Genomic DNA, 14,581 nt, shown 5'->3' with positions numbered 1-14,581 from the left:
GGAATTTACAAGACTCTGCTCTCTTAGTGTGTCTTAAAGCAGAGAGGATATCCCTTCTTTGTGAAAGGTTTCCGTGTATGGGTCATAAACTATTATATGAACTAAAAAGGAGAGGTGACCGGGCTTTGTTTGAAAGGAATGTATATGACGGATACGGGCTGTACTGCAGAGAAAGGTTCCAGGCTGGTATGTACGAAGGGTTTTCAGCTGACAGCGGAACATACATTTTTGTGCCGAAACTGGAAACAGGAAGAGGAAGCCTGAAAGAAAAAATTTCCTGGGCGGAAATGCTGAAACAAAACGGCGGCATACAGGTTGCGCAGTTTGTTCAATCCGTTAATGGCCGTGAAACGATTCCGATTGATGGCGAAGAAAGAATGCTGTTTTATATTCCCGAGGAGGAAAGAACAGTCGGTCACATGACAGAAACCGGCTCTTCCCTGGGGATGTTTCATAAACAAGGGAGTCATCTGGGTAATGCTTCGGATTCCTCGACTGTATCGTTTGGCATGAGATGGAGTCAGTGGTGGGAGATGAGAATTGACCAGCTGGAAAGCTGGTACGCAAAAGTAAGCCAGCAAACTGACTTTACTTCCTTTGACCGCTGGTTCGTTTTAACGTTTCCCTATTACCTGGGATTAACTGAAAATGCAATTCAATGGCTTAGGGAGATGGAGAGCGGTCGGGAGTATTCAGCAAAAGAAGGTGGATCAATAAGCCACTTTCGTTTTACAGAGGGAACTTGGCTGACAGTGGACCCGGAAAGAACTGAAGTGAAACTGCCGTCCGAATGGCTTTACGACCACCCTGCAAGAGATGTGGCAGAATGGCTGAGAGAGGCGTTTTTTCAGCAGGAGCCAACTCAGCGAATAGAGTCCTTTTTACACCACTACCTTCAGCACAATGCGTTTACAGACCAGGATTGGATGATGGTGTTTGGGAGGCTTGTATTTCCTTATTTATATATTGAGCGGGTGGAAAAGCACTATATGTATGAAAGCTCCACTGTTGGCAAAGAAATGGAATGGAGTGTTGAGGAGATATGGGAACGAGAAGGTACTTACCTTGAGCAGCTCGGGAAACTTGGAAGGAACCTGGGACGGAATTGGCCTGGGAAAATAGATTGGATTCTTCAAAGAGAGGGACGGCTGCGATAGCCCCTCTTTTTTTATATGGCTCTTACATTACGTAGAGGAAAAGAAAGTGAGATAGAAATGGCCAGGATATTTTTAGTTAACAAAAAGTGAGAAAAGTGTCTACCCTCTTGTAAAAAGTACGGGAAAATTCTATAATGTCCATTATAGTGAGACAATTGTTCGTCTCTTATATACACTCTTTCCATTCCGCATAAAATTGACAATGATTTAAGTTATGTGTGATGATATAAATTATTTGCATCAATGGAAAAAAGGAAAGCAGAGATAGATGAAGTAAGGAGTGGGGAGACCATGAATAGCAGAGTTGGTATAGGATTACTTGGGTTAGGGACGGTAGGAAGCGGTGTGATCCAAATTATTAAGGAACACCAGGAAGAGCTTCAACACCAAGTAGGGAGTCCTATTACAATAGAGAAGGTTCTTGTTAAGGACGTAGAAAAACAAAGATCAATAGAGATTGACACAGATAAGTTAACCACTTCACCTGACGAGGTTATTTCAGATCCTGATGTGGATGTTGTCATTGAAGTGATGGGCGGTATTCATGAAGCCAGAGAATACATTCTTAAAGCCCTTCAGCAGAAAAAGCACATCGTAACTGCTAATAAGGACTTAATGGCACTTTACGGGCCGGAATTGTTAAAGGCTGCCTCGGAAAACCAATGTGACATTTTTTATGAAGCGAGTGTAGCAGGCGGCATTCCTGTTATTCGCAGCCTTGTAGAAGGCCTTTCCTCAGACCGCATTACAAAAATTATGGGTATAGTTAATGGCACTACTAATTATATTTTGACAAAGATGAGCCAGGAAGGCAGGTCTTATGAAGAAGTTCTTGCAGAAGCCAAAGAACTGGGCTTTGCCGAAAGTGACCCTACCTCTGATGTCGAGGGACTTGATGCAGCCAGAAAAATCACCATTTTAGCAAACTTAAGTTTTGCAACCAATGTGGATTTGGAAGATGTAGTGGTCAGAGGAATTACAACTGTTACTTTGGAAGACATCGAGTATTGTGAGCAGCTTGGTTATACTATTAAGCTTATTGGTTTAGCCCAGCGCGATGAAGGAAAGCTTGAGCTTACAGTACAGCCGACACTTATTCCTAATTCTCACCCTCTTGCTTCCGTCAATGACGAATACAATGCTGTCTACGTTTACGGAGAGGCTGTAGGTGAAACAATGTTTTACGGTCCTGGAGCTGGTTCACTGCCAACCGCTACAGCGGTAGTTTCTGACCTGGTTACCGTTGTGAAAAACATGAAGCTTGGAGTCAATGGAAGAAGTATTACCGGGCCTTTGCACAGCAAAGAAATGAAATCAGATGAAGAATCTAAAGCTAAATATTTCCTGCGACTTCATGTCAAAGATGAAACCGGCACATTTGCTACCTTGACTTCTTTATTTTCCAAGCATGACGTCAGCTTTGAAAAGTTACTTCAATGGCCGATAAAAGGAGAAGAAACAGCGGAAGTAGTGATCATCACTCATCAGACTACTCGTGCAACTTATGAAGAAATCTACAAGAAATTAGAGGAGCTTGATATTGTACTGGACGTTAAAAGTACTTATCGAGTTGAGGGAGGAAACTAAGATGAGCAGCTGGAAAGGTTTGCTTCACACATACAAAGATTATTTGCCGGTCAATGAAAAAACACCAACGCTTTCACTTAATGAAGGGAACACCCCGCTGATCCACCTTGAAACTCTTTCAGAGGAGTGGGGGGTAGAGGCATATGTGAAAGTTGAAGGAGCGAACCCGACAGGTTCTTTTAAGGATAGAGGGATGGTAATGGCCGTCGCTAAAGCAAAAGAAGAAGGCAGTAAAGCAATTATTTGTGCCTCCACGGGGAATACTTCTGCTGCAGCTGCTGCCTATGGTGCTCGTGCTGGACTGCGTTGTATTGTAGTGATTCCTGAAGGGAAGATCGCTTTAGGAAAATTGGCGCAGGCTGTGATGTACGGTGCTGAAGTGTTTGAAATTCAAGGAAACTTTGACAATGCTCTGGATATTGTTCGTTCCATCAGCGAAAAAGAAGCTGTGACTCTCGTAAATTCCGTGAATCCGTACAGAATTGAAGGACAAAAAACAGCTGCCTTTGAAATCTGCGATGTATTAGGGAAAGCCCCTGATGTACTTTCTATCCCTGTTGGAAATGCGGGGAATATCACGGCCTACTGGAAAGGCTTCAAAGAATATGATGAGCAAAAAGGGACAGGCCTTCCAAAAATGAGAGGATTTGAAGCGGAAGGTGCTGCAGCCATTGTGAAAAATGAAGTTATTAAAGAACCTGAAACCATTGCAACAGCTATTCGGATTGGGAACCCGGCCAGCTGGTCCCAGGCAGTAAACGCTGCAGAAGAGTCAAATGGTGAAATTGACATGGTGACCGATGAAGAAATTTTAGAAGCCTACCAGCTCCTTGCTCAAAAGGAAGGAATCTTTGCTGAACCAGCTTCATGTGCCTCCATTGCCGGCTTGACGAAGAAAATTAAGAGCGGGGACGTAAAGAAAGGTTCGCAGGTTGTATGCGTGCTGACTGGAAATGGCTTAAAAGATCCAAGTACAGCCATTGATACGGTAACTGTAAAACCAACTGTTCTTCCAAACAAGGAGGAGGCATTTTTAGAACATATTAGAGGAGGTGTAGCTCATGGAAAGTGATATGCTGGTGATTAGAGTACCTGCCAGCTCTGCTAATCTCGGGCCTGGATTTGATTCGATTGGATTAGCTGTTGACCGCTATATTACGCTAGAAGTTGAGAAAGCAGATGAGTGGCATTTTTCCACGGAATCAAAGGTGCTTGAAGGCGTCCCAACCGGCAAAGATAATGTGATTTATGAAGTTGCAGAGTATGTGGCACGGAAAATGGACCGTGAGCTTCCCCCTTGCCATGTTCATATGATCAGCGATATTCCTTTAGCCAGAGGACTTGGAAGCAGTGCCGCAGCTATTATTGCTGCTATTGAACTTGCTGATCAAATGCTTGGAACAGAACTGACAAAAGCTGAAAAGCTTCGCCTTGCCAGTCTGTGGGAAGGCCACCCTGATAATGTAGGCCCTTGTTTGTATGGCGGTTTAATCGTGGGAACTCATTCTCCGGACAACACTGATATTGTTCCTTGTGGAGTTCCGGATGTTGATATCGTCCTTATGGTTCCCGATAACGAGCTGATGACAAAAGAAGCCAGAGGTATTCTCCCTCGCCAGCTGGAGTTTCATCAAGCGATTAAGGGTAGCAGCTTAAGCAACGTCCTGGTAGCTGCTTTATTAAAAGAGGATTGGGCTCTGCTTGGTAAAATGATGGGCAGAGATGTGTTTCACCATCCATACCGTTCCAAGCTTATTCCGGGACTCACTGATATACTGAAAAATGTCAAAGACTACGGAGCGTACGGAGCAGCATTAAGTGGTGCAGGTCCTACAATTATTTGTCTTGCTCCTTTCGGAAAGGGAGCTGAAGTTCAAAGAGCTTTACAAGAGGATTTTCCGCAATTTAATGTTGAAACAGCTAGGCCTGCCCCATTTGGTTCAACTGTTAAATACGTAAAAAACCGTAAAAACATCACAGTTTCTTAATAAACAAAAGACCAGCTGTCAGGGTAGACAGCTGGTCTTTTGTGTTCAGGGTGCCTGGCACCTCAGTTGCGTGTAACAAAGGAGAAACAGACAGAAGGCTTGGTGCGGCAAGGGGGAAGAATCAATGATAAATGTTTCAAAGGCCGGATGTTCTGCGAGGTGCCAGGCACCAAAAAAAGGCCAGGCCTTCTCGGCCTGACCTTTTCTGTTCATATATTAAAATACTTGCTCGATCTCTACTACCCCAGGTACTTCTTCAAGAAGGGCACGCTCAATACCGGCTTTCAACGTAATTGTAGAAGAAGGGCAAGATCCGCAAGCACCCAATAGGCGTACTTTAACAATTCCATCCTCAACGTCTACTAGTTCCACGTCACCGCCGTCACGAAGCAAGAACGGGCGTAATTTTTCTAATACTTCTTGCACTTGTGCGTGCATGTCAGTTGTTTCTGGCATTAAGAACAACTCCTTTCTATACTTCTATTATAATATCCACAGATGAAAAAATCTATGAGCTGAGTGACTTATAAAACATTTTACTATCTAAAGATGTTAGATACAATAAAAAAGGGTTAAAACTTTATAATCATTCCTTTTTCAGAAAAAAACGTTTAGGGTGAGGGGAAATCATATGAGCAAAGTTCTTACTATTAAAGTGTACGGTGCCGAAAAGAAATGTCCAAGCTGTATTAATATGCCTTCTGCATTGGAGACGAAAGAGTGGCTTGAAGCTGCTTTAACAAGGAAGTACCCGGAGCGGGACTTTGAATTTTTCTATGTTGACATTGAAAACCCTGGGGAAGGGATAGACAAAGAAGTCGCAAAGCAGATTTTTGAAAATGACTTATTGTACCCTTTAGTAACAATTGAAAATGAAATTGTTGCAGAAGGGGATCCACGATTAAACCGAATTTCTAAAAAGATCGAAGAGCTGTACCAGTCCTAAAGTAAAAAAGACATGGCAGAGAAGCCATGTCTTACTTTATCCCACTAAACCAGGCTTGATTATACTCCGGAGTGATGCTTATACATCCAGAGAACACCGCTTTTTAACAGACGCGCAACTCTTCCGGTTACTGCAGCCTTATCACCCATAAGCCCAAATCCATGCTTTTTCCCCAGGGAGCCTAAAACCCCTTTTAGTTTGATAGTTGGCAAGGTTTCAGGGATGGACTCATTGTTCCATCTCTTTTTCAGTACCATGGCAATCTGTTCTCCCTGGCCTTCAGCAAGCTGGGCGCTTGGGGCATGAGGGAGGCTTGCACAGTCTCCTACCACAAAGACGTTTTCATCCTGTGGCAAGTGATGATGTGGTGTTAAAACAACTCTTCCCGATTTATCCTTTTCAGTGTCAAGCTCACGTACAACCTTACCAGGCTGAATGCCGGCAGTCCATATAATGGCCTGGGACTCAATCCGGTCCTCATGATTGTATAACGCTCCTTGTTCAACGCGAGTAATGTTAGAGTTACTAATAACCTCCACATCATGTTTAATAAACCAATTTTGCACATAAGTACTTAGACGTTGAGGGAACATAGGAAGAATTGTATCGCCCCGGTCAAACAATTTAATATTTAAGTCGGAACGGCTCTCACGCAACTCACTCGCAAGTTCTACTCCGCTTAATCCTGCACCGACAATGGACACATCAGATCGTGGAGGAAGATTACTCAGAGCTTCGTAAGTTCTCCGCGTTTCCTCCATACTTTGGATGCTGTATGTATAGTCCTCTGCGCCAGGAACACCGTGATATTTATCTTCACTTCCAACGCCAATAATTAAGTAATCATATTCCAGCGTATCATCGCCCTCAAAGTGTAGGACTCTGTTCTGAAGGTCAATGGATTCAACAGTGCCATAGTGGAGGTTGAGCCGTTCGTGATCTGGAAAAGGCACACGTATCTCCTGGTCCGATTCAGTACCCGCTGCCAAGGCATAATATTCGGTCTTCATACAGTGATACGGCAGTTTATCTATTAAAATTAATTCTACATCGTCAGGTAAATCATTTGGTAATAACCGTTGCATTATTCTCATTCCACCATAGCCACCGCCTAAGATGACAAGCTTTTTCATAGACTGAACTCCCCTTTTCTCTGTAATGGCTTTTAAACTTGTTTGCATAAAGGGAATAAGCTGATTCAGAAACTTTTCCCTTGTAGGCTCTTCACATGTCGCTAAATGATAATAAAAATGACTATTAATAATATGGCTCCATCTCGACACGTTTATGGAGGTGTTTAATTCTCCGCGTTTCATTCCCTGCTCAAGAAGCTGTTCCCATCTTCTCAATAATAACGAATCGCTTTCCACAACGTGTCTCCAGACTTGCCGGGTCAGTACTGGATTTATATTATAATCCCCTAATAAATAATTTAGATGAGCCCTTATTTGAGAGGATAAGGACATACGGTACAATCCGTACCTATGTATATATTGATCCACCTGATCGAGGCGCTGCTCTGCCAAAGCCTGCATTACTGATTCTTTAGTTGGAAAATGGTTAAAGAAGGTGCCTTTTGCCACCTCTGCTGCTTCCGTGATTTCCTGGACGGTTGTTTGCTCGAAACCCTTCTCACGAAAAAGATTCACAGCTTCTTTAATTATTTTCTTTCTTGTCTGTTCTTTTTTCTCCGAACGTTTCATTGGTATATCTCTCCATTCCCATTCCAGGCAAAAATAAAAAGGAAAACGGTAAAATTTTTGAGGCGTTTTCACAAAAAGCCTAAAAGGTATGTTGAGGTAAAAAATAAATGATTTCAGTTCCAGTCTTTATTCCCAATCCTTCTTGCTATGTAAAAAGTGACCTTAGTCAGTTAAATTATAACGATTTTATGTCAATTTTACAACAAACTTCGTAACTTCTTGCTCCTTAGATTCTTACGTCTTCTTCAAATTAAGGAAAAGGAGAGATGGATTGACTTATTCTTGACCTAAGGGTAGGATAATTTGAGAGTAGTAAAGAGGTGAGTATAAATTGAGACCAATTATAGAATTTTGTTTAAGTAATTTGGCCAGCGGTACTCATAAGGCGATGGAAGAGCTGGAAAAGGACCCTAACCTTGATATTATAGAATACGGCTGTCTTGGAAACTGTGGACAATGTGCAATGGACATGTTTGCTTTAGTGAATGGAGAAGTAGTGACAGGAGAAAGCACTACTGAATTAGTCCAAAATGTTTACCAGTATTTAGAGGAAAATCCAATGTTTTAATTTAGGCGCCCTTCGTATAAGAAGGCGCTTTTTTTTGACAAAGTTCCTCTTTATGCTGCAAAACAGGCGTTCAGCGACAGGGTAAGCAAAAAATACGGAAATTAGTATGGAATTACTCTAAGCACCGGCGCTTCCCCTGTTGGCACAGTTTATTTTCTCCGTTATACTTTCAAGAAAAGGAGGGCAGGAAGATGAAGCTGATACCTTTTGAAAATACGTGGCCTTATGACAAAATGATGGAGGATATTTATCTTCATGAGTGCCCTTATTGTCACCAGCACAACGTCCTCACCCATATGAGTGAAGAGGATTTAGAACGGGCAAAAGAGGAAATCAAAACAAACATGGTTCTGCCATGCTGTCATACAAAAATGATTATCCTGAAAGCGGATGAGGATTATTTCTGGACAACTGACCACTTGCGGAAATGAGGAATGAAGATGAAATTTACAAAGATGCACGGGCTGGGAAACAGTTATATTTATGTAGATCTTTTTGAAGAGGAACTGGAGGAGGATAAGCTTTCTTACCTTGCCATTGCAGTTGCTGATAAAAATAAAGGCATCGGTTCAGACGGTTTGATACTGGTTGGCCCCTCTGAGAGTGCAGATGTGAAAATGCGAATATTTAATGCTGATGGATCCGAAGCCAGAAATTGTGGAAATGGCTTAAGATGTGTAGCTAAGTTTGCCTTTGAAAAAGGCTATGTAAGTGAAGAGCAATTCACGATAGAAACGTTAGGAGGTCTTGTTAATGCTGAAGTTCATCAAAAAGACGGAACGGTGGAGTTAGTAACGATTAACATGGGACCTCCCCGTCTGAAAAAGAAGGATCTTCCTATGACAGGTAATCCTGAAGAAGAAACGATCAATGAAGAAGTAGAGGTTATGGGCAGGAAAGTGTACATGACAGGCGTGTCCATGGGAAATCCTCATGCCGTCTTTTTTGTGGATGACATTAATGAAGCTCCTGTTGAAACAATTGGACCAGCCCTTGAAAAGGACTCCATGTTCCCGGAATGGGCAAACATTGAATTTGTAGAACAAGTGAGTGAAAATGAGATCCATTTCAGGGTATGGGAAAGAGGATCCGGTATTACACAGGCCTGCGGCACCGGGGCATGTGCAGCTGTCGTTGCTTCCGTCTTAAATGGTAAATCTAAAAAAGGAGAAGAAGTAACTGTGCATCTTTTGGGCGGTGATCTCCAAATAACCTGGGCGGAGGACGGACACATCCTGATGACAGGACCCGCGGTTACAGTGTGTGAGGGAACTTATAGTACAGCTATTTAAAAAGGACGCTGCATAAGCAGCGTTCTTTTTTTGGCTGCTCTCTTCAGAACTAATAATACGAGCCGAAAAGAAAGTCGTACATATGGTTAGTAAGCAGCTGGGTATTATCCCCCCCGGTATTAAAAAGAGGGCGACCCATAAGATAAACTTTAGGGACACCCTCGATAGGCTTAATATTCTTTAATCACATTATAGAAGGTATCACGTTCAATCGGCTTTTTGTTGGCCCCTTTAATGAAGTGAACCAGTTCTTTTCTTGTTAGTCCTTGAGACGTTAACGCTCCTACAGAATGAGAAATACGTTCTTCAATTAATGTTCCGTGTATATCATCAGCTCCGAAGGTAAGAGCCATCTGAGTAAGCTGTGGACCAATGTTGATCCAGTACGCTTTAATGTGGTCAAAGTTATCAAGCATTAAACGGGAAATAGCAACGGTTCTCATATCATCAAAAGCAGTGGTTCTTCTTGTCCAGCTGGCATTCACTGTTCTTGGCTGCATGGCAAGAGGAATAAACACCATAAAGCCATTGGTTTTGTCTTGAAGCTGGCGCAGACGGTCCATGTGAATCAAGCGTTCTTCAAAGGACTCAATAGAGCCGTATAACATAGTTGCATGAGTTTTCATTCCGAGTTCATGAGCAATCTCATGGGCCTCCAGCCACTGGTCAGTGGATGCCTTGTCAGGGCTCATTTTTGCACGGTAACGCTCCGTGAGGATTTCTGCTCCTCCTCCTGGAAGTGTATCTAAGCCGGCCTTTTGTAATTCCTGAAGAACTTCACGCATTGAGAGACCGGAAATTCGTGAGAAAAACTCAATTTCAGCACCTGTATAAGCTTTGATGGCTGCCTGAGGGTAATGTTTTTTAAGAGACCTTATGGTGTCAAGATAATAATCAAAACCGACTTCGGTGTTGTGACCTCCGACAATATGAAACTCTTGAATATTGTCGTTCCACCGTTCCTCCACATACTTAAGTAAGGCTTCTTCATCCATTGTATAAGCGCCTTCCTGTCCAGGTTTGCGCTTAAACCCGCAAAAACCGCAATTAGCTTCGCAAACATTGGTCGGGTTAATGTACATATTTTCAATAAAGTAGACGTTGTTTCCGTTTTTCTTTTCTGTTACCTGGTTTGCAAGCTGAGCTACTCCAAGCAGGTCTGGAGTATCGTATAAGTAAAGGCCATCTTCTATAGATAAGCGTTCACCACTATGAACTTTATCGGCAATTTCTTTCAAGTTGGTATCATTGAGGATGAGAGACATGATAAACCTCCGTTTTAAATAAAATAAAAAAGATATATTCTTATGCAATGTATAGAGATAATAAATAAGGTATATAACAATGAGATAGTATAATAAGATGTATAAACACATTATACATTTCAAGGCAGGGAAATAAAAGAGAGATGAGTAGAGATACGAAATATTACTTTATGGAAATTCGTAAAAACAAACGTCTCCTTCCCAATTTTATAATTGTACTTTTATGGAAATTAATATAAAATTAGTGTATTAGTGGATAACTTTGTTAACAGAAAGGAAGATTAATGAAGGGGTGAGAGTAGATGAAAGAAAAAGCCAGTTACGAAAAGCAACAAGTTCAATTGGAAAAGTTGCGTGAGAAGATGGTGAGCGCTGCTCTTACACATGGAATTCATCACCCCATTGTTCTTCATTACAGCAAACAAGTTGATGCAAAGCACAATCTGCTGATGGAAATGGCAAAAGAACAAAAAGTAAATTCAAATTTAACTGATTGTCAGATGGTATAAATCGTTTGGGTTGAATCTGTTATCTAAAAACGATACACTTACCTTAATCATATATGTGTTAAGAACTTTGGTTTTCAAAGCTTGCAGTAAAAGCAGCTGGAAATCCTTAAAGGAGGGTATCCATTGATTAATATTTCAGAAGCAGCAATTAACCGTGTTAAGCAAATGATGGAAGAAGAAGGCGAAAGCCTGAAGCTCCGCATCGGTGTTAAAGGTGGCGGATGCAGCGGTTTATCTTATGGAATGGGTTTTGACAATGAAGCCCAAGAAGGAGATACTGAGCTTGAAATTGATGGCTTGCAAGTACTTGTAGATGAAGAAAGCGCGCCTGTTATTAAAGGCTTGCAGATTGATTATAAAGAAAACATGATGGGCGGCGGATTTACAATAGATAATCCTAACGCCATAGCAAGCTGCGGCTGTGGAAGTTCTTTCCGGACAGCTGCTAACGCGGGCACACCTGAAGATTGCTAAATATGGTGTGAAGATGAGGCAAAAGAGATCTGAAGCCTTTCAGCAGAACAGTTCTGTTGAAAGGCTTTTTTACTATGTATGGTTGAGAAATTAACTGTTTAACTAAATTGTGAAGACAAGGAGGGGTAGATGTGAACGAACAGGAAGCAAAAGAAGAGCTAGAGAAAATGCGGACAGGTGAGAAGGAAGAACTTTTAGTTACAAAGGAACATTTTCTGTCATTTAGAGAAGTCCTGGTAGCTCAGGATGACTTTCAGGCATTTCGTGGAAGAGCCGGGCACTACGGGAAAGTCATTTATACATATGAGCCTGGATGGACAAAATAAAGGATCCCGCTTTAAGGCGGAATCCTTTATTTTATTTAGAACATATGTGAACTGTGTCCAGGCTGAACCTTAGCCCCTGGATCCATATATGCTTTAGCGTTGTTGACTGCTGTGGGAGCTTCTCCAAAGCCGGAAGCAATAAGTTTGACTTTCCCATCATATGTCGTCACGTCTCCTGCAGCGTATATTCCTTTAAGGTTTGTTTCCATTTTAGTATTAACTTTAATGGCATTCTTTTCGATTTCTAAGCCCCATTCTTTAATTGGGCCGAGAGAAGAAATAAAACCAAAATTAACGATCAAAACGTCAACATCTACAGTTTGTTCTCTGTCTCCTTTAACTTCTTTTAAGACAACCTGGTTGACTTTGCCTCCTTTTCCCTTAAGCTCTTTAATAGCAAATGGCGTTAAAATATTAACTCCAGAGTTTTCGAGCTCCTGAACACTATGTTCATGGGCGCGGAATTTGCTTCTGCGGTGAACAAGAGTAACGTCAGCAATCGGATCGAGCATATTAGCCCAGTCAACAGCAGAGTCTCCTCCGCCGCAAATCATTACTTTTTGACCTGCGAACTTCTTAATATCCTGGACGAAGTAATGAAGATTGGATCCTTCATATTCTTCAGCCCCATCAACTTCAAGCTTTCTTGGCTTGAACGCTCCCACCCCTGCGGTAATGATGATAGTACGAGTGTGATGGATTTCTTTATCTGTTTTCACTTTGTATGTCTTATCGCCAAGCTGTTCCACGTCTTCTACTGCTTGTTCAAGGACGACTGTAGGATTAAATGGATTCATTTGGGCAATAAGGTTATCCACAAGTTCCTGTGCACGGACTTTTGGGAAGCCGGCAACATCGTAAATATATTTTTCTGGATAAAGAGCCGACAGCTGACCGCCTAATTGAGGCATGCTTTCGATAATTTTCACTTTTGCCTGGCGCATTCCACCGTAGAAAGCTGTAAAGAGTCCTGTTGGCCCGCCTCCTATAATGGTTATATCATATAGTTCCTGATCTTCTTTCACAATTGCCACCTCCGCTGACGATTCACAAATCTTTTCTTTCTATTGTCATACTTATTGCCATTATAAGCGTATAGACCTTTTATTAAAAGGAAGACGCACAATAGAAGGCTTAAAAGAGGAACGATACGATAGAAGTCAAATATGAATGGTTTTAGTGTTAGCACTTGAGAACAAAAAAATTAGAGAATAGTGGAAGTTTAAAAAAACGGTTGAAAAAAGCCCGAAAAACAAATATCATATTAGGTGTGATTTGTGACCATTTTGCGAAAAATTATCTTTTTGCGCTTTTGTACGTGAAACGATTCACAAGTGCGAAGGATAAGACTTAAAAAGAGAGATCAACCCTATACTTACATGTAATATGGGCAGAGAGAGCAGAGTAATGAAAATATTCATAGGAAAATGGAGATGTGATCAAAGTGGCACGTAAACCAAATATCGTAATTTTAGGGGCGGGATATGCTGGGATGATTACAGCAACTCGCTTGAACAAAGAGTTAGACGCTAACGAGGCAAACGTGACTTTAGTTAACAAGCATGACTACCACTACCAAACAACCTGGCTTCATGAACCGGCAGCAGGAACTCTTCACCCTGAAAAAACACGCATGAAAATCAGTGACGTTCTTAACATGAGCAAAGTGAATTTCGTGCAAGATGAAGTGGTGGAAGTAAAGCGTGAAGAAAAGAAAGTGGCTTTAAAAGGCAAAGGTGACATTGATTATGATTATCTAGTTATCGGATTAGGAGCTGTACCTGAGACTTTTGGAGTACCGGGAGTGTTTGAACACGCTTTCAGTAAATGGACTGTTGATGGTGTTCGCCAAATTAAAGATCACATTGAGTACCAATTTGCAAAATATAACAATGAAGAAGAGCCGGATGATTCAAGCTTGACGTTTATTGTAGCAGGAGCTGGGTTTACCGGTATTGAGTTTATCGGGGAGTTAAGTGAACGTGTGCCCGAGTTATGCCAGGAATACGATATACCTAGAAATAAAGTAAAAATGTATGTCATTGAAGCTGCACCAACAGCACTACCAGGCTTTGACCCTGAGCTTGTTGAGTATGGCATGAATCTTCTTGAAAACCGTGGCGTAGAATTTAAAATTAACACTCCTATCAGTGAAGTGACTTCTGAAGGCGTCGTCTTAAAAAGCGGAGAAGAAATTAAAGCAGGTACGGTCGTGTGGGCTACAGGTGTACGCGGAAACCCTGTTATCGAGAAATCCGGCTTTGAAGCTATGAGAGGCCGTGTGAAAGTTGAAAAGGATCTTAGAGCACCGGAACATGATGATGTCTTCATTATCGGTGACTGTGCATTAATTATTAATGAAGAAATTAACCGTCCTTATCCTCCAACTGCTCAAATTGCAATGCAGCAGGCTGCAGTAGTCGCGAAAAACCTTAAGGCACTTATTAAAGACGATGCTTTGCATGAGTTTACTCCGGAAATTAAAGGAACCGTCGCTTCATTGGGTGGAAAAGAAGCCATTGGAGTTGTAGGGAATAAAAAACTGTACGGCAATTCTGCTAATTTCATGAAAAAAATGATTGATAATCGTTACTTGTTCCTTCTTGGCGGACCAGCCCTAGTCCTCAAAAAAGGAAAGAATCCATTCTAGGATCAGAATGAAAGAGGAGTTTACCGAGATTCTTGGTAAACTCCTCTTATTGTGTGCCCGGCATGGGTATAAACTCTAGGGTTAAAGTCCCGAACGGTGAAGGTCGTTGTAACCGC

The 14,581-nt window shown here is 41.8% G+C and carries 16 protein-coding genes and 1 pseudogene; 12 read left to right on the top strand and 5 right to left on the bottom strand.

The features are described 5' to 3' along the window. Positions 1-125 precede the first annotated feature (125 nt). From yutH to thrB, 4 genes are all read left to right on the top strand, one after another. Complete coding sequence (gene yutH / locus ACFPU1_RS00120; protein WP_385937067.1) at positions 126-1,157, top strand: spore coat putative kinase YutH; 1,032 nt, start codon at positions 126-128, stop codon at positions 1,155-1,157. Positions 1,158-1,448: 291 nt separating this feature from the next. Then, a complete protein-coding gene (locus ACFPU1_RS00115) occupies positions 1,449-2,744 on the top strand; it encodes a homoserine dehydrogenase (protein ID WP_054636172.1) in 1,296 nt (431 codons plus the stop codon). Between the two features lies 1 nt (position 2,745). Next, positions 2,746-3,816, top strand: a complete 1,071-nt coding sequence (gene thrC, locus ACFPU1_RS00110) for a threonine synthase (RefSeq protein WP_385937063.1) — start codon at positions 2,746-2,748, stop codon at positions 3,814-3,816. Continuing rightward, entirely contained in the window at positions 3,806-4,732 is a 927-nt protein-coding gene (thrB, locus tag ACFPU1_RS00105) for a homoserine kinase (RefSeq protein WP_054636174.1), read from the top strand. The genes thrC and thrB overlap by 11 nt, the downstream gene beginning before the upstream one ends. A 216-nt stretch (positions 4,733-4,948) precedes the next feature. Here thrB and ACFPU1_RS00100 read toward each other — a convergent pair whose 3' ends face one another. Next, positions 4,949-5,188, bottom strand: coding sequence for a NifU family protein (locus ACFPU1_RS00100; RefSeq protein ID WP_054636175.1), 240 nt, complete (start codon positions 5,186-5,188; stop codon positions 4,949-4,951). A 175-nt stretch (positions 5,189-5,363) separates the two neighbouring features. Between ACFPU1_RS00100 and ACFPU1_RS00095 the strand changes: the two genes are divergently transcribed. Then, positions 5,364-5,678 carry a DUF1462 family protein gene (locus ACFPU1_RS00095; protein WP_385937060.1) on the top strand — a complete coding sequence of 105 codons (315 nt, stop codon included), beginning with the start codon at positions 5,364-5,366 and terminating at the stop codon, positions 5,676-5,678. Positions 5,679-5,737: 59 nt separating this feature from the next. Here ACFPU1_RS00095 and ACFPU1_RS00090 read toward each other — a convergent pair whose 3' ends face one another. Continuing rightward, on the bottom strand, positions 5,738-6,811 hold the full coding sequence (locus ACFPU1_RS00090; protein WP_385938207.1) for an NAD(P)/FAD-dependent oxidoreductase: 1,074 nt from the start codon (positions 6,809-6,811) through the stop codon (positions 5,738-5,740). 402 nt (positions 6,812-7,213) lie between these two features. Then, a pseudogene (locus ACFPU1_RS00085) lies at positions 7,214-7,381 on the bottom strand (TetR/AcrR family transcriptional regulator); the annotation flags it as partial. Between the two features lie 331 nt (positions 7,382-7,712). Between ACFPU1_RS00085 and ACFPU1_RS00080 the strand changes: the two are divergent. From ACFPU1_RS00080 to dapF, 3 genes are all read left to right on the top strand, one after another. Continuing rightward, positions 7,713-7,949, top strand: a complete 237-nt coding sequence (locus ACFPU1_RS00080) for a YuzB family protein (protein WP_054636177.1) — start codon at positions 7,713-7,715, stop codon at positions 7,947-7,949. A gap of 191 nt (positions 7,950-8,140) precedes the next feature. Continuing rightward, on the top strand, positions 8,141-8,380 hold the full coding sequence (locus tag ACFPU1_RS00075) for a hypothetical protein (RefSeq protein WP_385937057.1): 240 nt from the start codon (positions 8,141-8,143) through the stop codon (positions 8,378-8,380). A gap of 9 nt (positions 8,381-8,389) precedes the next feature. Continuing rightward, positions 8,390-9,241, top strand: coding sequence for a diaminopimelate epimerase (gene dapF / locus ACFPU1_RS00070; RefSeq protein ID WP_385937054.1), 852 nt, complete (start codon positions 8,390-8,392; stop codon positions 9,239-9,241). Positions 9,242-9,411: 170 nt separating this feature from the next. Here dapF and mqnE read toward each other — a convergent pair whose 3' ends face one another. Further along, complete coding sequence (gene mqnE, locus ACFPU1_RS00065; RefSeq protein ID WP_054636178.1) at positions 9,412-10,506, bottom strand: aminofutalosine synthase MqnE; 1,095 nt, start codon at positions 10,504-10,506, stop codon at positions 9,412-9,414. A 302-nt stretch (positions 10,507-10,808) separates the two neighbouring features. On the opposite strand from mqnE, the gene ACFPU1_RS00060 reads away from it, so the two are divergent. The 3 genes from ACFPU1_RS00060 to ACFPU1_RS00050 all read left to right on the top strand — a co-directional run bounded on the left by ACFPU1_RS00060 (position 10,809) and on the right by ACFPU1_RS00050 (position 11,815). Further along, on the top strand, positions 10,809-11,015 hold the full coding sequence (locus ACFPU1_RS00060) for an aspartyl-phosphate phosphatase Spo0E family protein (RefSeq protein WP_054636179.1): 207 nt from the start codon (positions 10,809-10,811) through the stop codon (positions 11,013-11,015). 123 nt (positions 11,016-11,138) lie between these two features. After that, entirely contained in the window at positions 11,139-11,489 is a 351-nt protein-coding gene (locus ACFPU1_RS00055; RefSeq protein ID WP_054636180.1) for a HesB/IscA family protein, read from the top strand. A gap of 131 nt (positions 11,490-11,620) precedes the next feature. Continuing rightward, on the top strand, positions 11,621-11,815 hold the full coding sequence (locus tag ACFPU1_RS00050) for a hypothetical protein (protein ID WP_385937049.1): 195 nt from the start codon (positions 11,621-11,623) through the stop codon (positions 11,813-11,815). 35 nt (positions 11,816-11,850) lie between these two features. Here the strand turns inward: ACFPU1_RS00050 and ACFPU1_RS00045 are convergent, their stop codons facing one another. Further along, on the bottom strand, positions 11,851-12,840 hold the full coding sequence (locus tag ACFPU1_RS00045) for an NAD(P)/FAD-dependent oxidoreductase (RefSeq protein WP_054636182.1): 990 nt from the start codon (positions 12,838-12,840) through the stop codon (positions 11,851-11,853). Positions 12,841-13,259: 419 nt separating this feature from the next. On the opposite strand from ACFPU1_RS00045, the gene ACFPU1_RS00040 reads away from it, so the two are divergent. Further along, positions 13,260-14,465, top strand: a complete 1,206-nt coding sequence (locus tag ACFPU1_RS00040; RefSeq protein ID WP_385937045.1) for an NAD(P)/FAD-dependent oxidoreductase — start codon at positions 13,260-13,262, stop codon at positions 14,463-14,465. Positions 14,466-14,581: the final 116 nt, after the last annotated feature.

Origin of the sequence: Thalassorhabdus alkalitolerans (assembly GCF_042656525.1) — a bacterium.
GTDB lineage: Bacteria > Bacillota > Bacilli > Bacillales > Marinococcaceae > Thalassorhabdus > Thalassorhabdus alkalitolerans.
The sequence above is the reverse complement of the archived record's forward strand: the minus strand, read 5'-3'. Positions and strand labels throughout refer to the sequence as shown.

Coding starts and splice junctions, on each gene's coding strand:
- dapF (WP_385937054.1), top strand. CDS start 8,390: ATGAAATTTACAAAGATGCACGGGCTGGGAAACAGTTATATTTATGTA.
- ACFPU1_RS00095 (WP_385937060.1), top strand. CDS start 5,364: ATGAGCAAAGTTCTTACTATTAAAGTGTACGGTGCCGAAAAGAAATGT.
- ACFPU1_RS00100 (WP_054636175.1), bottom strand. CDS start 5,188: ATGCCAGAAACAACTGACATGCACGCACAAGTGCAAGAAGTATTAGAA.
- ACFPU1_RS00090 (WP_385938207.1), bottom strand. CDS start 6,811: ATGAAAAAGCTTGTCATCTTAGGCGGTGGCTATGGTGGAATGAGAATA.
- ACFPU1_RS00115 (WP_054636172.1), top strand. CDS start 1,449: ATGAATAGCAGAGTTGGTATAGGATTACTTGGGTTAGGGACGGTAGGA.
- thrC (WP_385937063.1), top strand. CDS start 2,746: ATGAGCAGCTGGAAAGGTTTGCTTCACACATACAAAGATTATTTGCCG.
- ACFPU1_RS00060 (WP_054636179.1), top strand. CDS start 10,809: ATGAAAGAAAAAGCCAGTTACGAAAAGCAACAAGTTCAATTGGAAAAG.
- ACFPU1_RS00075 (WP_385937057.1), top strand. CDS start 8,141: ATGAAGCTGATACCTTTTGAAAATACGTGGCCTTATGACAAAATGATG.
- mqnE (WP_054636178.1), bottom strand. CDS start 10,506: ATGTCTCTCATCCTCAATGATACCAACTTGAAAGAAATTGCCGATAAA.
- thrB (WP_054636174.1), top strand. CDS start 3,806: ATGGAAAGTGATATGCTGGTGATTAGAGTACCTGCCAGCTCTGCTAAT.